We start from the raw sequence: 19,351 nt of genomic DNA, 5'->3' as shown, positions 1-19,351 counted from the left end.
CGTACGTCCTCGACGGCCCCGACCACGAACTCGCGGTCGTCGACCTTCCCGACGAACTTCTCGCGCGAAAGAGCTGACCTCTCATGGCGACCACTCGTTCCTTCTCGTCCGTCGCGACCACCCCCGCACCGGCACCCGCCCCCGTCCCCGCGCGGCACCGACTCCGTGCCGTCCACCGGGACGAGGTGGTCGACGTCGCGGACTTCCTGCCGCCGGGCGCCACCTGGCTGCCCGCTCCCCCGCACACCCTGCCCGTACTCCCCGGCCAGCCGCCGATGATCGGCTACCTGGTCCTCGTACCGGCCGACCAGCAGCCCCTGGTGCCGGTCGCCGTCCCGGACTCCCCGGCCCCCATCCACGCCGCCGTCGGGGACGACCCGCTCGTCCGCATCGACCCCGTGCAGCGCACCGCCGAGGTCGACGGGCGGCCGCTCGACCTCACCTACCTGGAGTTCGAGCTGCTCGCGCACCTCGTCGCCTACCCGCACCGGGTGCACACCCGCGACCAGCTGGTCACCACCGTGTGGGGCTACGGGCACGTGGGCGACGGGCGGACCGTCGACGTCCACGTCGCGCGGTTGCGGCGCAAGCTGGGGGCGCAGCACCGGCAGGCGATCCAGACGGTACGGCGGGTGGGGTACAAGTACGCGCCTGCGACCGGGCGTTGACCCACTCCGCCGCTCAGGAACTCTTCTGTCAGCAGATTCCCGTTCCGTCCGGCGGGCCGTGCGGGCAGAGTCGTCCGTATGAAACCCAAGAAACTGCTGGTGCTGGGCGGTACGGACTTCGCGGGGCGGGCCGTGGTGGAGGCGGCGCTCGGCCGTGGCTGGGAGGTGACCGTCTTCCACCGCGGGCGCCGCGAACCGCCCGCCGGGGTGCGGTCCTTGCTGGGCGACCGCACCGCCCCCGACGGGCTCGCGGCGCTCGCCTCCGCCGCGGGTGAGGGCGACGGTGAGTGGGATGTCGTCGTCGACACCTGGTCGGCGGCGCCGCGGGCCGTTCGCGACACGGCACGGCTGTTGGCCGACCGGGCCGGGCGGTATGTGTACGTGTCGAGCTGCTCGGTCTACGCGTGGGCTCCGCCCGCCGACTACACCGAGGACGCGCCGCTCGTGGAAGGGGCGTCCGAGGACGCGGAACAGACCGACTACGCGCAGGACAAACTGGGCGGCGAGCTGGCCGCCGTGTCCGCGTTCGGCGCGGAGCGCTCGTTGCTCGTGCGGTCCGGGCTGATCCTCGGGCCGTACGAGAACATCGGGCGCCTGCCGTGGTGGTTGACCCGGGTCGCCCGGGGCGGACCCGTACTCGCGCCCGGTCCCCGGTCCCTCCCCCTCCAGTACATCGATGTCCGTGATCTCGCGGAGTGGATCCTGGGGGCGGCGGATGCGGGGGTGAGCGGGGCGTACAACCTGATGAGTCCGCAGGGGCATACGACGATGGGGGAGCTGCTCGACGCGTGCGTCCGGGTCACCGGGGCGCGGGCGGAACTCCGTTGGACCGAGCCTTCCGTGGTTCTCGACGCCGGTATTCAGCCGTGGACGCAGTTGCCGGTGTGGGTGCCGGTGGGGTCCGACATGCATGACGCTCTTCATCGGGCGGACGTGTCCCGTGCGGTGGCGGCGGGGCTGCGGTGCCGGCCCGTCTCGGAGACGGTCGCGGACACGTGGACCTGGCTCCAGGGCATCGGCGGGGTGGCCCCCCAACGCCCGGACCGCCCACCGGTGGGCCTCCCGCCGGACCTGGAGACAAAGGTACTCACCCAGTAGCGCCACCGCGCGGTTCCCCGCGCCCCTTCAGGGGCGCGGGGAACCGCGCGAGCAACCCCCACCGGCCCGCAGCCGAAGAACGCACCCCGGGGGTCCGGGGGCGGAGCCCCCAGGTTCGGGACGGGACGGGCAGGGGCGGCGAGGGCGAGGAAAGCCCTGTCCCCGGGGTGCACCTGGCACCACCCCCACCCTGGTGCTCGGCCCAGTGACCTCGCGGGGCGGGTCGGTGAGACTGGCGGTATGGGGATGTGGAGCGGCAGGGGCATACGGGCGCGCGGGCCTGAGGTACTGGTCGCCGGAGGGCGAGGGCTGGTGCTGGCCGTCGGGGGGTTCACCGGAGCGGTTGTTCTCTTCGTGCTGTCCGTCGTGTCGATCCTGCTGGTGCCGGCGGGGGTGGGGATCGTCACGACCCCTTGGGTCCTGACCGGCGTACGGGCCTTCGCGGACCGGCGGCGGACCATCGCCGCCAAGTGGTGCGGGATACGGATTCCGTCCGCGTACAGGAGCCTGCCCGCGGACACGCCCCCGTGGACGCGCTGCTTCCGCATGCTGGGAGACCCGGCGACCTGGCGCGATCTCGGCTGGCTGGTGGTCGACATGACCGCCGGGTTCGTGACCGCACTGCTGCCCGCCGCCCTCCTCCTGTACCCCCTGGAGGGCTTCGCGCTGGCGGCCGGCCTGTGGCGGGTCTTCACGGACGGCACGCACGTGGGGTGGTGGTACGGCTTCGTGCCGGTGTCGGGACAGGGCTCCGCCCTCCTCGCGGGGGCACTGGGCGCGGTGCTCCTCGTCGCCTCCTACGCCCTCTCCCCCGCCCTCCTGCGGGTCCATTTCCTCCTCGCCCGCTCCGTCCTCGCCTCCGGCGACGGCGAACTCGCCGAACGGGTCCGCGTCCTCACCGAGACCCGGCGCACCGCCGTGGACACGTCGGCGGCCGAACTCCGCCGCATCGAGAGGGACTTGCACGACGGGACGCAGGCGCGACTGGTCGCCATGGGGATGGACCTGGGGACCGTCGAGGTCCTCATCGAGAAGGACCCGGCCAAGGCCCGACAGCTGCTCGCCCAGGCCCGCCGGTCCTCCGCCGAGGCGCTCACCGAGCTGCGCGACCTCGTGCGGGGTATTCATCCCCCCGTGCTCGCCGAGCGTGGACTCGGCGACGCGGTAAGGGCGTTGGTGCTGCGGCTGCCTCTCGTGAGCGAGGTGGACGTCGACATGGACGGCCGTGCCGACGCGCCCGTCGAGTCCGCCGTGTACTTCGCCGTCAGCGAGGTGCTGACCAACGCGGTCAAGCACTCCGGTGCCGAGCGCCTCTGGGTCGACCTCCAGCACAGGGACGGAATGCTCCGCATCACCGTCACCGACGACGGGGAGGGCGGCGCCCGGGTCGGCGCGGGCTCGGGGCTCACCGGCGTCGAGCGTCGGCTCGGTACATTCGACGGCGTCCTGGCCGTCAGCAGCCCCGCGGGCGGCCCCACCATGGTCACCATGGAGATCCCTTGCGCGTTGTCCTAGCCGAGGACCTGTTCCTGCTGCGCGACGGACTGGTCCGGATGCTCGAGGCGTACGACTTCGAGATCGCCGCCGCCGTCGAGAGCGGACCCGAACTCACCCGGGCGCTGGCCGAGTTGGCGCCGGACGTCGCCGTGGTCGACGTACGGCTGCCGCCCTCGCACACGGACGAGGGGCTGCAGTGCGCGCTTCAGGCCCGCCGGGAGCGGCCGGGGCTGCCGGTGCTCGTGCTCTCCCAGCACGTGGAGCAGCTGTACGCACGGGAGTTGCTCGCGGACGGCACGGGCGGGGTCGGATATCTGCTCAAGGACCGGGTGTTCGACGCGGAGCAGTTCATCGACGCCGTACGGCGCGTCGCCGCGGGTGGGACCGCGATGGATCCGCAGGTGATTCAGCAGCTGCTGGCGCGGCGTTCACACACCGCGCAGCCGCTCGGGCGGCTGACCCCGCGCGAGCTGGAGGTGCTCGAACTGATGGCGCAGGGGCGTTCGAACGCGGCGATCGCGGCCCAACTCGTCGTCACAGAACGGGCGATCGCCAAACACACCTCCAATATCTTCACCAAACTGGGGCTGGAGGTCTCCGACGATGACAACCGGCGCGTACTCGCCGTACTGGCGTATTTGGATCACGGCAGCCAGTGAAGAAGAAGCGCCCGCCGACGCCGTTGAATATAGTTCAAACCTTTTTTTCGAGATCAACTCACCGAAAAACATGCGCTTCTGAGCCCATTGTGCCGGAAATGACCTCACGAACTTCTAAGATTTTCCAGGGTTTCTGAACGCCTCAGGAGTCACCTGCGTACTGATGGACGCCGCTTCACTCCTGTCGGGCGCCTCGATGCCCCGCAAGGAAGTCAGAGGAGTTCCATGGGACGCAACACTCGCAAACGACGTTCGCCACTGGCTGTTCGCGCCGTTGCCGCATCCGCGGCGCTCGCGATCGGTGGGGGCGGATTGATCTGGGCGAATTTCTACGCCTCGGCGCACGAGACCAACTCGAGCCCGAACACCACCAAGGCCGCCGCCGCCCAGGTCGCCACCATCTCCTGCCCCGATGTCGGGCAGCAACTGACCAGCGTGCCCGCCAACGCCAAGTCGAACGTCGACACGGAGCTGGCCACGCTCGACAAGCAGATCACCGAGGCGTACGCCCGGCTGGCCTCGTCACGTCAGGCTCAGGCCAATGACGCGGGCTTCGTCCAGAACGCGATCCTGTCGCCGCTCAAGGACAAGCGGACCGCGGTCATCGGCCGAATCAAGATCGACTTCACCCGGGTGGGCGCCGCCGCGCCGACCACGCTGGACGGTCTCGCCGCCTGCACCGGCACCACCGCCAACCAGGCCCAGACCACCGCCGGCGGCCAGAACAACGGCCAGCAGAACAACGGGGGTCAGAACAACGGCGGCCAGAACAACGGCGGCCAGCAGAACAACGGCGGCGCCTCGGCCAGCGCGGCTCCGAGCGCGAGCGCACCGGCCAACATCGGCGGTCAGGCCGGAAACGGTCCCGTAGCCGCCGACTTCGTCGACATCACCAAGGTCGCGGCGAACGTCCAGGGGAAGCCGCAGAAGTCCGCCAACGCCTCGCGGGGTACGTTCACCACTGCGTGCGGTGTGAACGCGAACAAGAACCACAACACCGACAACGTGATCGTGGCGCCCGGCGTGACCAACGGCGCGCACCACCTGCACGACTACGTCGGCAACCAGAAGGTCAACGCGTTCTCCAGCAACAACACGTTCCTGCAGGGCGGGACCAGCTGCCAGAACAAGAACGACCTGTCGTCGTACTACTGGCCGGTGGTCCGTCTCCAGGACGGCTCGCAGGACTTCGACCAGAACGCGGACGGCGGTGGCAAGGAAGGCAACGTCGGCAAAATCCTGACGCCCGTACAGGCGCAGATCAAGTACGTCGGCAGCCCGGCCAGCAAGGTCGTCGCGATGCCGCAGTTCCTGCGCATCATCACCGGTGACGCCAAGACCACCACCAACGGTCTGGCGAACGCCAACGCGCACTGGAGCTGCACCGGCTTCGAGAACAAGGTCCAGCTGACGTCGCAGTACCCGATCTGCCCGCAGGGCAGCAACGTGGTCCGCACGTTCGCCTTCCAGAGCTGCTGGGACGGCCAGAACATCGACAGCGCCAACCACCGCACGCACGTGGCCTTCCCCGACCCCGCGAGCGGCGTCTGCGGCAACGGCTTCAAGGCGATCCCGCAGCTGACGATGCGCCTGGTCTACAAGATCGCGCCGCCGGTCCTCCAGAACGGCGTGGTGAAGAACGCGTACGCGGTGGACGGCTTCCCGGAGCAGCTCCACAAGTCGGCGACCGACCACGACGACTTCATCAGCGTCACCACCGGTGGCCTGGCGAACAAGATCGCCAACTGCATCAACACCGGCAAGCAGTGCAGGTAGCAGCCCCTTCACCGAAGGCAGTAGTCGCTTCACCGAAGAGCTAGCAAGGCACTGAGAAGGCCGGTGGCGGGAGAACCCGCCACCGGCCTTCTGCGTGTGTGCCGTGCGTGCGGCTCAGCCGGTGTGGGAGTGCTGGTGGTGGTCGGTCCCGACCTCCATGTCACCGCCGAGCGTGCCGCGCAGCGCCGTGACCACCTTCTGGTCGGCGACGGCGACCCACTTGGCGCCGACGAGGTAGAACCCCCCGTAGTCCTTCGCGTCGTTGATCCACTCGCGCTGCCCGCGGTCGGTGGCGAAGGTGGCGAGGACGAACTTTCCGTCGGTGTTCTTGCAGATCGCCTGGCGGATCTCGTCGGCGTCCGTCTGTATGTCCGGCTTGCACTTCACCTCGGCCGCCAGATCCTCCAGACTGCCGGTCGCGGTGGCCGGGACCTGGCCGGCCGAGTCGCTCTTGGTCCCTCCCCCGCCCGACCCGCCGCAGCCGGTCAGCGCCAGCAGGGCCGCGGCCGCGACGACCACAAGGCCGTGCCCGCTCAGCTTTTCGCGTGTCAACCTCATACGTTCCTCCGGTGCCTGTCGGCGCCCACGCCGTCGAGAGCCCCGGCGAGGGCCCTGGTCTTCGATACGGCTGTGGCGCGCCAAGTGCTCAATCTCCCCCGATACGGACGGAAAGGCATCCTGTGGGAATGCCGATGCCGCAACGGGCACGTGTGTGCGAAGGTGTGGCCGTGACCGAAGACTGGGAAGAGCGTACGGCGGCGGCCTGGGCCACGTTCGACGACTATGAAGAAGCGGACGCGGCGGACTTCCGGGCGGTGATCGACGCGCTGGTCGCCGAACTGCCCGCGGACAGCCCCGCCGGCCTCTTCGAGCGGGCCTGCGCCTGGGACTCCACCGGCCACTCGGACCAGGCCGTGCCGCTGTACCGGGAGGCGCTCGCCCGCGGCCTCGGCGGCTACCGCGGCCGCCGCACCAAGATCCAACTCTCCAGCTCCCTGCGGAACATCGGGCAGGCCGAGGAAGGCGTCAAGCTCCTCACTCCCGAACTCGACGCCCCTTCCGACGAGTTGGACGATGCCGTACGCGCCACTCTCGCGCTCTGCCTCGCCGACCTGGGCCGCGAACGCGAGGGCCTTTCGCTGGTGATCGCCGCCCTCGCGCCCCATCTGCCCCGCTACCAGCGCTCGATGGCGAACTACGCGCGGCTGCTCGTACAACCCGGGGAGCAACTCTCCGGAGCCAGGTGACCATCCACCGATTCGCTCGTTTTGCTGAACGTGCAGTCACAGGATGTAGCCCAGCGCTCCGCAGCCTCCCCAGGACCGGTCGTCGACGTCGAGCAGGCCGAGGCCGCCCTCGTCGAGCACTACCCGCGGCTCGTCCGGCTCGCCTATCTGGTGCTGCCGCCGAGCCTCGGCCGCAACCGACGGGTGCTGACCGCGCATGCCCTCACCCAGCGCGCCCTGCCCCGGGGCCGCACGACCGCCACCCCGATCCCGGCCCAGGCCACTGGCCGCGACGGCGACCCCGGCTACGCCCTCGTACGCCTCAAGGTCGTGCGTACGGCGCTGGAGGCAGGAGTGCCACTGCGGCGCGCGGCCTGGCCCAAGCGGTCCCAGCTGCCGCCGCTGCTGCCCCAGGTGTGGGGCCTGAGGCTCTTCCCGCGCTCGGGCGGCGCCGACGAACTCGCCCTGGACCAGCGGCTGTCGGCCCTCTCCGGTGCCGCCCGTGCGGCATACGTCCTGCGCGGCCTGGAGAAGCTGCCCGACCCCGACGTACGCAAGGTGCTGACGGCGGCGGGCGTCGACGACCCGCGCGCTGCGCTCAAGGAGGCGGGCGGTGTCGAGGCCAAGGACGCCCTGCTCCTGTCACCCGAGTTCGACCCCTGTTCGCTGCACGCCCGGCCCACCGACCTTATGCGGCGCAGGCAGCACACGAAGGCCGCGATCGCCGCCGGCGTCGCGGCGGCCGTCTGCGGAGCGCTGCTCGCCCTGCCCAGCGGCGGCTGGGGACCCGACGGCGCCGCCGCCCCGTCGTACGCGCAGAACCCGGCAGCCGAGGCCGCCCTCGACCCCGGGAGGGTGACGCGGATCGCCCCGACGGCGTGGCGGTCGTCCGCGCGCACCGACTTCTCCGTGTGGCCCGCGCGCGGCAACCTCGCCGGGGACACCGCGCTGCTGCGCCGGGCACTCGCCGTCTGGGCCCGGCCCGGCGAGTCCGTGCAGGTCTCGGCGACGCCCGGCACCCCTTCGGGCGCCCCGGCCGGACCGCCGCAACTGCTCTACGCCGGTGACGTGGACCAGGCGCGCGTGGTGCTCTTCTACGACGGACTGCGCATCGCCCGGTACGCCGAGCCGCGCGCCGGCACGGGCGGCGCCGCCCTCGACTTCGCCCGGGTCGACGGCGCGACCGGGGCCGAGGCGGAGGCGCTGGTCCTGGACCGGGCCGACGGCAACGTCCGCTATCTGACCGCCCCCTGGGTGACCGGGGCAGCCGAGCGCGACCTGATGAAGCCGACCGCGGACCCGACACCCCTCACCCTGTCGCCCGAGGGTGTCAGCACGCCTCTGGCCGGCCCGGCCCCGACCGGCGCCTGCACCTCGTGGAACGTCATGGAGGCGACCGACGCCTCGGGCCCGCACCTGCTGACCGATCTCGGCGAGCTGATCCCGGCCCACCTCACCTCGGGGCCGCCCGCGGCACCCCACGACGCCGCGGGCCCGGCGGCGCTGCGGAACTGGGCGCCGTTCGCCTGTTCCCTGTCCGCCGTGCGTTCCCAGGGCGTGCGGTCCGTGAACGCCTGGCAGTACGCGCAGCAGCCGCTGCCCGACGCGAGCGGGCAGGCCGCCTGGGTGTGCACCCGAGCCGACACCTGGCGGGGCGACGGCACCCTGGTCCTGGCCCAGTTCCACACCGCGGGCGGGGCGTACGGGGCGGTCGCGGCGAAGGCCGAGAACTCGCCCGCGTGCGGCGGCCGTGACCCCCATGTGCTGGCGGGCGTGCTGTGGAAGTCGGGCACGGGCGACTGGTACCTCCTCGCGGCGGGCAGCAAGGACACCGCCTCGATCAGCACGACGGGCGGGGTGAGCGGGTCGGCCCGGGGCGCGCTGCTCGCCGTACGGACGAAGCAGGGGGGTCAGGCGGGGCTGAAGGGCACCCTGACGGACGGGCGGGTGGTCAGCGGACTGCGCTAGCCGGTCCCCGGACTCGACAGAGCCGACCTTCGCGTCAACAAGTGGGCGCACGGGGGTTCTCCCGGCACCTACCCGTCAGTACATTGACGGCATGTCTAACAAGCATGCCGCCCGGCTGCCCCGGCCGGTCGAGTCCGAGCGGATACCGCTCAAGGCACGGAAGGTGTCGTTCTCCTGGAAGGACACACCGTTGCACTGGGTGCCGGGGGAGCCGTTCGCCACGCACACCATGAACGTGCTGCATCTGCTGCTGCCGGCCGGTGAGCGCTGGTTCGTGCACGTGTACAAGCAAGTGCTGCCCCACATCCGGGACGAGCGGCTGCGCGCGGACGTCATCGGGTTCATCGGGCAGGAGGCGATGCACTCGCAGGCCCACGACGAGGTACTCCCCCACCTCAGGGAACTGGGACTCGACCCGACGCCGTACACCGCCCAGGTCGACTGGTTCTTCGAGAAGCTGCTCGGCGATCGCACCCTGCCGCCCGGCAGGGCCCGCAAGTGGTGGCTGATGGAGCGCGTCGCGATCATCGCGGCGATCGAGCACTACACCGCCTTCCTCGGCGACTGGATCCTGAACGCGGAGGAGCTGGACCGGCGCGGCGCCGATCCCACCATGCTGGACCTGATGCGCTGGCACGGCGCGGAGGAGGTCGAGCACCGGTCCGTGGCCTTCGAGCTGTTCCTCCATGTCGACGGGAGCTACCGGCGCCGCGCCCGGACCTGGGCCACGGCCTTCACCGCCCTGGTCTTCCTGTGGCAGCGCGGGGTGCGCTTCTTCATGGAGAACGACCCGACCCTCACGGCGGGCAGGGCGAGCTTCAAGGACTTCTACCTGAGCGGGAAGCGGGGCGTACTGCCGGCGACCGGCGACATGCTCAAGTCCATTCCCCGCTATCTCAGCCGGACCTACCACCCCTCCCAGGAGGGTTCGACCGAGCAGGCCGTCGCCTATCTCGCCTCGTCACCGGCGGCGACAGCCGCGACGGCTGCCGAGAGGGGAGCCGTATGACGCCCCGGCTGCGGACCGTCGTCGCCGTCGCCGGTACGGCCCTGCTCGTCCGGCGGGCGCTGCGCCGCCGGATCGAGGTCTCGCCGCTGTGGCCGCTGCCCGCCCTGGAGGAGCCGATCTCCGGCCGGCCGCGCTCCCGGGCGCTGCGGCTGCTGGTCACCCGGCACGAGCGGGTCGCCGACGGGGTCGTACAACTGCGCCTGGAGGGGCACGACCTGCCGCGCTGGGAGCCCGGCGCCCACCTCGACCTCGTCCTGCCCTCGGGGCTCGTACGGCAGTACTCGCTGTGCGGGGACCCGGAGGACACCTCGTCTTACACCGTCGCGACCCGGCTGGTCGAGGACGGGCGGGGCGGGTCGCGCGAGGTCCACGAGCAGCTCCGGGAGGGCATGGCGGTCGAGGTGCGGGGACCGCGCAACCGGTTCCCCCTCGCACCGGCGCCCGCGTACGTCTTCGTCGCGGGCGGCATCGGGATCACGCCGATCCTGCCGATGCTGCGGGCGGTCCAGGACCGCGCGCAGTGGCGGCTGCTGTACGGCGGCCGGACACGCGCGTCGATGCCGTTCCTGGAGGAGATCGCGAAGCTGCGCGGCGGCCGGGTCACCGTCGTGGCCGAGGACGAGGACGGACGGCCCGATCTCGACGCGCTGTTCGCGGACGTGCCGGAGGGCGCGGCCGTCCACTGCTGTGGCCCCGAGGGGCTGATGGAGGCGGTCGGACGCCGACTGCCCGACCATGCGGCGCTGCACCTGGAACGGTTCACGCCGAGCACCTCCGCCGAGGGCAACGGCGCCTTCGAGGTCGAACTGCGCCGCAGCGGACGTACGGTGAGCGTCGCCGCCGGCACCACCGTGCTCGCCGCCGTACGCGCCGAACTGCCCGACACCGCCTACTCCTGCGAGCAGGGATTCTGCGGAACCTGCCAACAGCGGGTGCTGGAAGGGGAGATCGAGCACCGCGACGAACTGCTCACCGACACGGAGCGTGGTGACTCGATACTGATCTGTGTTTCGCGGGCGCGCGGTGATCGCATCGTGTTGGACATGTGAACGACCATGGCCGGACCGGCCCGTTCGAGGCCGGATCCGATCGGTAAGGTGTTCGTATGACAACCGGGGTACGCCGCAGGATGGGTGTCGAGGAGCGGCGGCAGCAGTTGATCGGCGTCGCCCTCGACCTCTTCAGCCGACGCTCACCCGACGAGGTCTCCATCGACGAGATAGCCTCGGCCGCGGGTATCTCACGACCGCTGGTCTACCACTACTTCCCCGGCAAACTCAGTCTGTACGAGGCGGCGTTGCAGCGCGCCTCGGACGATCTCGCGAGCCGGTTCGTGGAGCCGCACGAGGGCCCGCTGGGCTCGCGGCTGCTGCGGGTCATGCGCCGCTTCTTCGACTTCGTGGACGACCACGGGCCCGGTTTCGCGGCGTTGATGCGCGGCGGTCCCGCGGTCGGCTCCTCGAAGACCAACGCGCTCGTCGACGGGGTGCGGCAGGCCGCCTACGTCCAGATCCTGTCGCATCTGAAGGTCGAGGACCCGCCCGCCCGCCTGGAGCTGGTGATCCGCTCCTGGATCTCGCTCGTCGAGTCGACGGCGCTGATCTGGCTGGACGGGCGGCGGATTCCGCGCGGCGAGCTGGAGGTGCAGCTCGTGCAGGACTTCGCGGCGCTGGCGGCGGTGAGCGCCACGCACGACGAGGAGCTCGGCGCGGTGCTGCGCCAGGCGCTCAAGGGCGACCCGGGCGACGGGCCGTTCACCGACCTCGCCGTCCGGTTGATCTCGCTGGCCTCGCCCCCGGCCGCCTCATAGCGGTTACTGCACGTACTTCCGGTACGACGGGTCGAGCTCGCGCACTTCGGCGGACACGTGCAGCGTGAGCCCGTCGCTGGGCTCGATGTGCTTGCGCAGCAGCTCAAGGGTGGCCTCGGTGAGCTTCGCCTTGGTCTCCTCGGTGCGGCCGGCCAGCAGGGCGAGCGTGACGTGCACGATGGCGTGCGCGTCCGGGTCCGCCTCCGCTCCCACCACCTCGTCCTCGGTGCGCAGCGTCCGCGTCTTGCACGCCTCGATCTTCGCGGCGGCGGTCTCGACGACCACCGGGTGCAGCGCGAGGGCGAAGGCGCGCCAGTCGACGTGGTCGAGAGCCGGGGAATGCTCGACGGTGATGTTCGGCATGGGCACTCCTGTTCTAGGATTCCCGATCACCCTAGCCGCAGCGCCAGCAGCGCGATGTCGTCCTCACGGTCCCGGCCGAAGCAGTCGAGCAGGGTGTCGCAGAGGGCGTCCAGGCCGGGCAGGGCGCCGGTGGCGGCGGCGCGGAGATGCTCCATCGAGACCGCCAGATCCGTGCCCCGGGTCTCGATCAGGCCGTCGGTGACCATGAGGAGCCGGTCGGTGGGTTCGAGGAACAGCTCGGTGGGCGGCGGGTGGGGCAGACCCACACCGAGCAGCGGGCCGGCGGCCTTGGAGTAGTCGGCGCCCCCGGTGTCCCGGATGATCAGCGGCGGGATGTGGCCGGCGTTGGCGATGCGGGTGCGTCCGGTGGCGGGATCGACCAGGACCAGGCAGACGGTCGTGGTGATGCCGGGGTGGTAGCGCTGGAGCATCCGGTCGAGACGCTCGGCGAGCACGGCCGGGTCGCTCTCCTCGACGCTGTAGGCGCGCAGCGCGTGCCTGATCTCGACCATGACGGTGGCCGCCTCCAGCGAGTGCCCGACGACGTCGCCGACCGCGGTGAGCACGCCCTCGCCGGTGCGCAGGGCCGCGTAGAAGTCGCCGCCGATCTCGGTCTCCTGGGACGCGGGCACGTACCGGACCACGACGTCGACGCCCGGCAGTTCGGGCAGCCGGTGCGGCTGGGGCAGGAAGCTGTGCTGGAGGGTGAGGGCGACGTGCCTTTCGATCTGGTACATGAGCAGTGGTTCGGCGGCGAGCGCGGTGGCCTCGGCGAGCCGGGCCAGCAGGGCCTCGTCCTCGGGGTTGACCCGGCGCACCCCGCGGGTGGGCGTGGCGAGGCACACCGAGGCCCGGCCTTCCTGGATGGGGATCAGCGCCAGGCGGGCGTCGTGCTGCACGCCCGGCCGGAAGAACCCGGCCGGCCACAGCGGCGCGGGCACCGTGGTGATCTGGACGCCCGACTGCCCCCGGGTGAGCCGTCGGAGCAGACCGGCCACGGTCCGGTGGGCGCCCTCGTCGGGCATCGCGAGCGAGGTACGGTCCCGTGAGGTGCCGCGGTACAGCTCGTCGTCCGGGCCGAGGACGAAGACGGCGGCGGGAGAGCCGGTGAGCCGCGCGGCGCCGTCGGCGGCCGCGTCGGCGAGTTCCTGCGGGGAGCGCGCCGTCTGGATGGCGACGACCGTCTCCGCCAGCCGGGTCAGCCGCCGTGCCAGCGCCTGGTCGTCGGCCCTGAGGCGGGCGGCGCGCACCGCGGCCCGGACCACCGCGTCGATCTCCTCGGGCTCGGCGGGCACCGTCAGATACGCCTCGCCGCCCACGTCGAGGCCCCGGCAGCGATCACCCGCGTCCACGGCGGCGGCCGAGAAGTGCACGACGGGCAGACCGGCCATGTGCGGCCGGGCCTTGAGCCGGCGGCACAGTTCGAAGCCGCTCATGTCCGGCAGCTCCACATCGATGAGCGCCACGTCGGGCAGGGTGCCCTTGCGCAGCCGTACGTCGAGTTCGACGAGCGCCTCGGAGCCGGTGGCGACCGGGACGACCTGGTGACCGGCGCGGCGCAGCACGGCACTCATGGCATACCTGCTGGCCGCCGCATCGTCCACGACCAGCACGGTCGTGTCGGTCCGCTTGCCGTTGACTTCCATCTGCCAGCCCTTGGACACGCCGGTGGGGCAGACCGGGTTCGAGGTCTGCCCCACCAAGGTAGTGCCCTTTCAGGAGGTCCGGGAGAATACCGCCACAGTGCGCCCCGGAACGGCGAACGTGCCCGATTTCGCCTCGTAAGAGGAGGATTTGACGATAGGGTCGGCGCCCGCCGCCTGCACCGGGTGCAGCGCGTACGCCGTCCCGGCCAGGGCGCCGACCGTCTGCTCCTGTGTCTTCGGTGTCGCGTTGAAGACGACGACGAGGTCGCCGAGCTCCATGGTGATCACGCCGGGCGTCTCGTCCTTGCCGGACAGCGGGAAGGAGAGCTTCGACTGCACCTGCCCTGCGGTGGACAGCGAGAAGACGTTCTCGGTCGTACGGATCCGCTCCAGGTCCTGGTACGCGGCGGAGCTGCCCTCGATCTGGGGGCATCCCACCTTGACGGTGTTCAACAGGGGTGTGGCGTAGGGCCACTTGGACGCGTTGTCGGCCGCCATCGGCAGTCCGCGTCCGAAGCCGTTGCCGTCCCGGCAGTCCCAGTGGATGGCGTTGAACCAGTCGCCGCTGTCGAACGAGTTGCGGTCGAGGGACTTGGAGCGCAGCAGGTCGGAGCCCGCCTGGGAGAGCGAGGGCCCCTGGGAGAGGGCGGCGGTCGCCATGGCGAGGACCTGCATCCGCGCCCGGTCGCCCGCGCTGGTCGTGGCGGGCAGCTTGTAGGTGAGGGCGTCGTACAGGGACTCGTTGTCGTGCGCGTCGACGTACGCGAGGGCGTCGCCCGGTGCCGCCGCGTATCCGGCGGGCTGGCCGTTGTAGTCGACCTCGGAGCCCTTGACCTCCTTGCCGTCGGTGTCGGTGAAGCGGTAGGAGGCGAGGTTGCCGCTGAGCCCGATCTTGATGAGGTCCTGGTAGTGCAGCAGCCGGGCCTTCTGCTCGGCCGAAGTGCCGTTGGCGGTGGAGGAGTTGGGGTCTGTGTACAGCCCCGAGGCGAAGCCCTGGACGCCGGGGTCGGAGTCGAAGGGGCTGCCGCCGCGTACGGCGTCACGCGCCCGGTCGGAGAAGGTCGCGATGCCCGTCCCGGCCATGTTCTTCTGGGTGGCCTGCACGAAACGGGCGTCGTCGGCGACCTCACCGAAGTTCCAGCCCTCCCCGTACAGGATGATCTTCTTGCCGTCGACCCCGTCCTTCGCCGGGGTCAGCGCGTCGAGGGCCTTGCGGACCGCGAGGATGTTGGCCTTGGGGTGGTGTCCCATGAGGTCGAAGCGGAAGCCGTCGACCTTGTACTCCTTGGCCCAGGTGACGATCGAGTCCACCACCAGCTTGCCCATCATGGCGTTCTCGGTGGCCGTGTTCGCACAGCAGGTGGAGGTGGCGACGGACCCGTCGGCGAGGAGCCGCTGGTAGTAGCCGGGCACGATCCTGTCGAGCACGGAGGTGTCCGCCTGACCACTGGCGGCCGTGTGGTTGTAGACGACGTCCATGACGACCCGCAGGCCGTCCTCGTTCAGCGACTTGACCATCCGGCGGAACTCGACCGTACGGCCGGTGCCGTCCGGGTCACTCGCGTACGAGCCCTCCGGGACCGTGTAGTGGTACGGGTCGTAGCCCCAGTTGTAGGCGTCCTTCGCGGCGATCGCGGCGACGCACTCCTGCTGCTTCTGGGAGTCGGCGGGGTAGGAGGCGAGGTCGCAGCCGGTGGTGGCCTGGTCGGACTTCTTCTCGGGGATGGTGGCGATGTCGAAGGCGGGCAGGAGGTGGACGTACGAGGTGCCCGACGCGGCGAGGGCCCGCAGGTGTCTGGACCCGTCGCTGTTCTTGTCGGTGAAGGCGAGGTAGGTGCCCTGGTCCTTCGCCGGGACGGTCTTGTCCGCCACCGAGAAGTCCCGGATGTGCAGCTCCTGGATCTGGGCGTCCCGCAGCGGCACGGCCTTGGGCTTCTTCAAGGAGAACCAGCCGCTCGGGGCGAGGGACTTGTCCTTCAGGTCGACGACGAGACTGCGCTCGGAGTCGGCGGTGAGGGCGAGCGAGTACGGGTCGGTGACCTTGTTGGTGACGACCTTGCGGACGGTGGGCGCCCACACCTTCACGACGTACCGGTAGGGCTTGTTCCGCCAGGACTTCGCGCCGGTGACGGACCAGACGCCGGTGGTGTCGTTCCTCTTCATGGCGACCGTGGAGTCGTCGAGCTCCAGCGCGACGCTCTGCGCGGTCGGCGCCCACACGGCCAGCGTGGGACGCCCGTCGCGGAACGTCGGACCCAGCTGTGCCTTGGTCGCGTCGTACAGATCGTCGAGTACGCCGGCGATCTGGACGCCGGTCGCCGCGAGCACGGCGCCGTTGGCGGCTCGTTGCGAGGCGACGATCTGACCGTTCAGGGCCTCCTTCACCCGGCCTCGGTCGCGCGGGTCGACGGACCAGGCGGTGTAGTCCTTGAGGTACGGGAACGCGGCCTTCTGGGCGTCGGTGAGGGTGGTCCTGGAAAGCCGGAGCCACCGCTCGTCGTCGCTGGTCAGCGTCCCGTCCTTGACGGCGATCGAGCCGTCGTGGGAGTACAGCAGCTGAGTGGAGGCCGCGGCCTCGGAGCCGTTCCAGGCAACCGTGTTCCGGTCGATCCAGACCGCCTTGGAGGTGGTCAGGTCGAGCGCGGCCGCGCTGCCCGCGGGCTGCGGGAGCAGGTACTTCTCCTGGCCGTTCACCAGCCACACCTCGTGGCCGTTCGCGGTGAGGTCGAGCGACTGATCGGTCGGGAGGTCCTTCTCGTCGCCCTTGTGGAGGATGTAACTGAGGCTGGTGGCACCTTCGGCGAGCGGCACCTCGAAGACCGCGCCATAGGCGTCGGTCTTCACCGGCTCCAGGGGCTTGGACCAGTCCGTGGGCGTCGCGGCCCCGGTCCAGACGTGCAGTCCCCAGCCGGTGTAGTCACCGTCGGCGCGGTGGTAGTGCAGTACGGCCTTGGTCGTGTCCTGCGCCGGGTAGTCGGGCCGCTGGGTCTGTACGGCCTCCTTGCCCTGCTCGACCCAGACCTCGCCCGTCTTGGTGACGTCGATCGTGCGGTCGGTGGCGACGTCCTTGTTGCCGTCCTTGTCGATGACGAGGAAGCCGACACTGGAGGCGCCCGGCTTCAGCTTCACGTAGGCGAAGGCACCGTAGGCGTCCCGGCCGACGAAGTCGTGGCCCGCGGGCCAGGTCGTCGACTCGCCGTCGGCGAGGTCGCCCCAGGCGTACAGCCGCCAGTCGGTGTAGTCGCCGTCGGTGCGCTTGTAGTGGACGATCGCGTAGTCCCGCGAGGAGGCGGTGGGGACCTCGGCGGTGGGCGGGGTGCCACTCGTACTGGCGGCCGTCGCACTCGCGGTCCGCCCGGCCGAGTCGACGACCACCGCCTTGTAGCGCAGGGCGGTTCCGGCGGGTACGTCCTTGCCGATGACCTGCGTGACCTTGTACGGGGCGTGGTCGGCGGAGCCGAGCGTCCGCCACTTCCCGCCTCCGACCTGGGCGGCGAAGACGACGCGGTCGAGCTGACCGCCGGTGACGTCGGCGCCGAGCTCGACGGTGCCGGTCGCGCCCGCGTCCGGAGCCTTCAGGGTGAGCGAGGGCTTCGCGGCGGGGGCGCCGAGCGGGCGGGCCGCCTTGAGGACGACGGTGGAATGGGCCGGGACGGTGACGGTGATGTTCTTGTCGGCGTCGCTCGTCGGCCGTGACGAGGTCCCGTAGATCCCCTGGAAGGTCATGCCGGCGGAGCCGGTCGCGAAGGTCGCCGTCTTCGCCTCGCCCGCGTTGTTGAGGGCGACGAGGTACTCGGTCTTGTCGCCGCCGGTACGGGAGAAGGCGTAGACGCCCGCCCCGTCGGCCGCGTAGCGCTCGGTCTGCACCCCGTCCGCGAGGGCCGGGTTGTCCTTGCGGAGCTTCGAGAGAGCGGCGATCTCCTTGTAGAGCGGTGCGCTCGTGTCGTAGGCGTCGCTCGCGTGGGTGCGGTCGGTGCCGAGCTCGTCGTCGTCGAGGTAGTCGGCGACCTTGGAGGCGAACATCGTCTGACGGGCGTCCTTGTCGCCGCCCGCGCCGGTGAAGCCCTGCTCGTCGCCGTAGTAGACGACCGGGTTGCCGCGGCTGAGGAACATCAGCTCGTTGGCGAGCTCGTCCTTCTTCACCAGTTCGGCGTCGGTGGCCTTCGGGTTGTCCTGGTTCAGGAAGTACCCGATGCGGCCCATGTCGTGGTTGCCGAGGAAGGTGACCTGCTCGTACGCGTTGGCCTTGTCGGTCGTGTACTTGTAGTCGTCACCGAAGACCGAGGCGAGCTTCTTGGCGCTGCCGCCCTGGGAGGCGTACGAGCGTGCCGCGTCCTGGAAGGGGAAGTCGAGGGTGGCGTCGAGCCGGCCCTGGGTGACGTACGGGGAGGTGATCGACGTGTCGGCGGAGTAGACCTCGCCGAACATGAAGAAGTGCTTCCGGCCCCGCTCGGCCGCGTACTTGTCGAGCGCGGTGGCCCACTGCGTCCAGAACTCCATGTCCACGTGCTTCACGGTGTCGATCCGGAAGCCGTCGACGCCGAAGTCCCTGACCCACTTCTCGTAGATCTTCTCCATGCCGCTGACGACCTCGGGACGCTCGGTCCACAGGTCGTCGAGGCCGGAGAAGTCGCCGTAGGTGGTGGACTCACCGGCATAGGTGGAGTCGCCGCGGTTGTGGTACATCGTCGGGTCGTTGAGCCAGGACGGCACCTTGACGTTCTTCTTGGCGGCGGGCACGACGGGCGTGCGGGGGAAGGACCCGGCGCCCACGGACGGGAATCCGGCGCCTCCCGCCGCGTAGTCGGCGTCGTCGAAGGGCTTCCCGTCCTTGGTCAGATACGGGAAGGCACCCTTGGAGAGGTAGTCGTAGGACTTCTGCTCATAGTCGACGACGTCGGCGGTGTGGTTGGTGATGACGTCGAAGAAGACCTTCATGCCCTTGGCGTGGGCCTTGGAGATGAGGGTCGCGAGGTCCTTGTTGGTGCCGAAGTGCGGGTCGACCTGGGTGAAGTCGGTGATCCAGTAGCCGTGGTACCCGGCCGAGGCGTTGCTGCCCTCGCCCTGCACGGGCTGGTTCTTGAAGATCGGCGCCATCCAGATGGCGGTGGTGCCGAGCCCCTTGATGTAGTCGAGCTTGCTGGTCAGCCCCTTCAGGTCGCCGCCCTGGTAGAAGCCCTTGTCCGTGGGGTCGTAGCCGGTGCTGAGGCGCGAACCGGTCAGCCCGCCCCGGTCGTTGGATGTGTCGCCATTGGCGAAACGATCCGGCATGACGAAGTAGAACTGCTCGCGCGTGTCGTCGTGCCGGGCCGGTTCGGCGGCGAGCTTGGCGTCCGAGGGCGGCGCGGGCGGGGTCTGCGCCCGCGCCGCGATCGGCTGAAGGAACGCTGCCGCGAGGGCGGCCACGGCGACGGCGGCGATTCTTCGCTGGGGCGGGGTGCGGCGGCGCGCCCCGGGCGCCGGCCATCTCGGTATCAGGGCCACAGGCGTGAACTCCTAGTGAATACGGCTCAAAACGGCTCGTTTGGGACCGGCTTGACCGAGACACGGCCTCGATGCCGGGCGACCGGCGCGACGGTATCGCCCACGCAAGCTTTACAGCAAGAGTCTTGAAACTCTGAGCAAGAACTT

Annotated in this window: 14 protein-coding genes; 10 read left to right on the top strand and 4 right to left on the bottom strand. The window is 70.6% G+C overall.

The window, feature by feature from the left end; all coding sequences use genetic code 11:
- Positions 1 to 83: 83 nt before the first annotated feature.
- The 5 genes from SMIR_RS27900 to SMIR_RS27880 all read left to right on the top strand — a co-directional run bounded on the left by SMIR_RS27900 (position 84) and on the right by SMIR_RS27880 (position 5,698).
- Entirely contained in the window at positions 84 to 668 is a 585-nt protein-coding gene (locus SMIR_RS27900; protein WP_168490729.1) for a winged helix-turn-helix domain-containing protein, read from the top strand.
- Positions 669 to 746: 78 nt separating this feature from the next.
- Positions 747 to 1,766 (top strand): NAD-dependent epimerase/dehydratase family protein, encoded by a 1,020-nt coding sequence (locus SMIR_RS27895; protein ID WP_212727526.1) that lies wholly within the window; start codon positions 747 to 749, stop codon positions 1,764 to 1,766.
- A 246-nt stretch (positions 1,767 to 2,012) separates the two neighbouring features.
- A complete protein-coding gene (locus SMIR_RS27890; RefSeq protein ID WP_249938642.1) occupies positions 2,013 to 3,281 on the top strand; it encodes a sensor histidine kinase in 1,269 nt (422 codons plus the stop codon).
- Positions 3,266 to 3,922: a LuxR C-terminal-related transcriptional regulator gene (locus SMIR_RS27885; RefSeq protein WP_099940984.1), complete on the top strand. Its 657-nt coding sequence runs from the start codon at positions 3,266 to 3,268 to the stop codon at positions 3,920 to 3,922. Before SMIR_RS27890 ends, SMIR_RS27885 begins: the two co-directional genes overlap by 16 nt.
- Positions 3,923 to 4,147: 225 nt before the next feature.
- The gene (locus SMIR_RS27880; RefSeq protein WP_168490733.1) at positions 4,148 to 5,698 is read left to right on the top strand and encodes a DUF1996 domain-containing protein; all 1,551 of its coding nucleotides are present in this window, start codon (positions 4,148 to 4,150) and stop codon (positions 5,696 to 5,698) included.
- Positions 5,699 to 5,812: 114 nt separating this feature from the next.
- Here the strand turns inward: SMIR_RS27880 and SMIR_RS27875 are convergent, their stop codons facing one another.
- Complete coding sequence (locus SMIR_RS27875) at positions 5,813 to 6,256, bottom strand: hypothetical protein (RefSeq protein WP_211118689.1); 444 nt, start codon at positions 6,254 to 6,256, stop codon at positions 5,813 to 5,815.
- A 134-nt stretch (positions 6,257 to 6,390) separates the two neighbouring features.
- Here SMIR_RS27875 and SMIR_RS27870 point away from each other — a divergent pair, with 134 nt between their 5' ends.
- From SMIR_RS27870 to SMIR_RS27850, 5 genes are all read left to right on the top strand, one after another.
- Positions 6,391 to 6,945 carry a tetratricopeptide repeat protein gene (locus SMIR_RS27870; RefSeq protein WP_211119032.1) on the top strand — a complete coding sequence of 185 codons (555 nt, stop codon included), beginning with the start codon at positions 6,391 to 6,393 and terminating at the stop codon, positions 6,943 to 6,945.
- 30 nt (positions 6,946 to 6,975) lie between these two features.
- Entirely contained in the window at positions 6,976 to 8,892 is a 1,917-nt protein-coding gene (locus SMIR_RS27865; protein WP_168490742.1) for an amino acid adenylation domain-containing protein, read from the top strand.
- Positions 8,893 to 8,983: 91 nt separating this feature from the next.
- A complete protein-coding gene (locus SMIR_RS27860) occupies positions 8,984 to 9,901 on the top strand; it encodes a metal-dependent hydrolase (RefSeq protein ID WP_168490744.1) in 918 nt (305 codons plus the stop codon).
- On the top strand, positions 9,898 to 10,950 hold the full coding sequence (locus SMIR_RS27855) for a PDR/VanB family oxidoreductase (RefSeq protein ID WP_168490746.1): 1,053 nt from the start codon (positions 9,898 to 9,900) through the stop codon (positions 10,948 to 10,950). The genes SMIR_RS27860 and SMIR_RS27855 overlap by 4 nt, the downstream gene beginning before the upstream one ends.
- Before the next feature lie 56 nt (positions 10,951 to 11,006).
- On the top strand, positions 11,007 to 11,711 hold the full coding sequence (locus tag SMIR_RS27850; protein WP_212727524.1) for a TetR/AcrR family transcriptional regulator: 705 nt from the start codon (positions 11,007 to 11,009) through the stop codon (positions 11,709 to 11,711).
- Positions 11,712 to 11,714: 3 nt separating this feature from the next.
- Here SMIR_RS27850 and SMIR_RS27845 read toward each other — a convergent pair whose 3' ends face one another.
- The 3 genes from SMIR_RS27845 to pulA form a co-directional block, all read right to left on the bottom strand.
- Entirely contained in the window at positions 11,715 to 12,074 is a 360-nt protein-coding gene (locus tag SMIR_RS27845; protein WP_168490750.1) for a 5-carboxymethyl-2-hydroxymuconate Delta-isomerase, read from the bottom strand.
- Between the two features lie 26 nt (positions 12,075 to 12,100).
- Positions 12,101 to 13,720 carry a fused response regulator/phosphatase gene (locus SMIR_RS27840; RefSeq protein ID WP_168500968.1) on the bottom strand — a complete coding sequence of 540 codons (1,620 nt, stop codon included), beginning with the start codon at positions 13,718 to 13,720 and terminating at the stop codon, positions 12,101 to 12,103.
- Between the two features lie 69 nt (positions 13,721 to 13,789).
- Complete coding sequence (pulA, locus tag SMIR_RS27835; RefSeq protein WP_212728427.1) at positions 13,790 to 19,198, bottom strand: pullulanase-type alpha-1,6-glucosidase; 5,409 nt, start codon at positions 19,196 to 19,198, stop codon at positions 13,790 to 13,792.
- Positions 19,199 to 19,351: the final 153 nt, after the last annotated feature.

Origin of the sequence: Streptomyces mirabilis, assembly GCF_018310535.1 — a bacterium.
Taxonomy (GTDB): Bacteria; Actinomycetota; Actinomycetes; order Streptomycetales; family Streptomycetaceae; genus Streptomyces.
The sequence above is the reverse complement of the archived record's forward strand: the minus strand, read 5'-3'. Positions and strand labels throughout refer to the sequence as shown.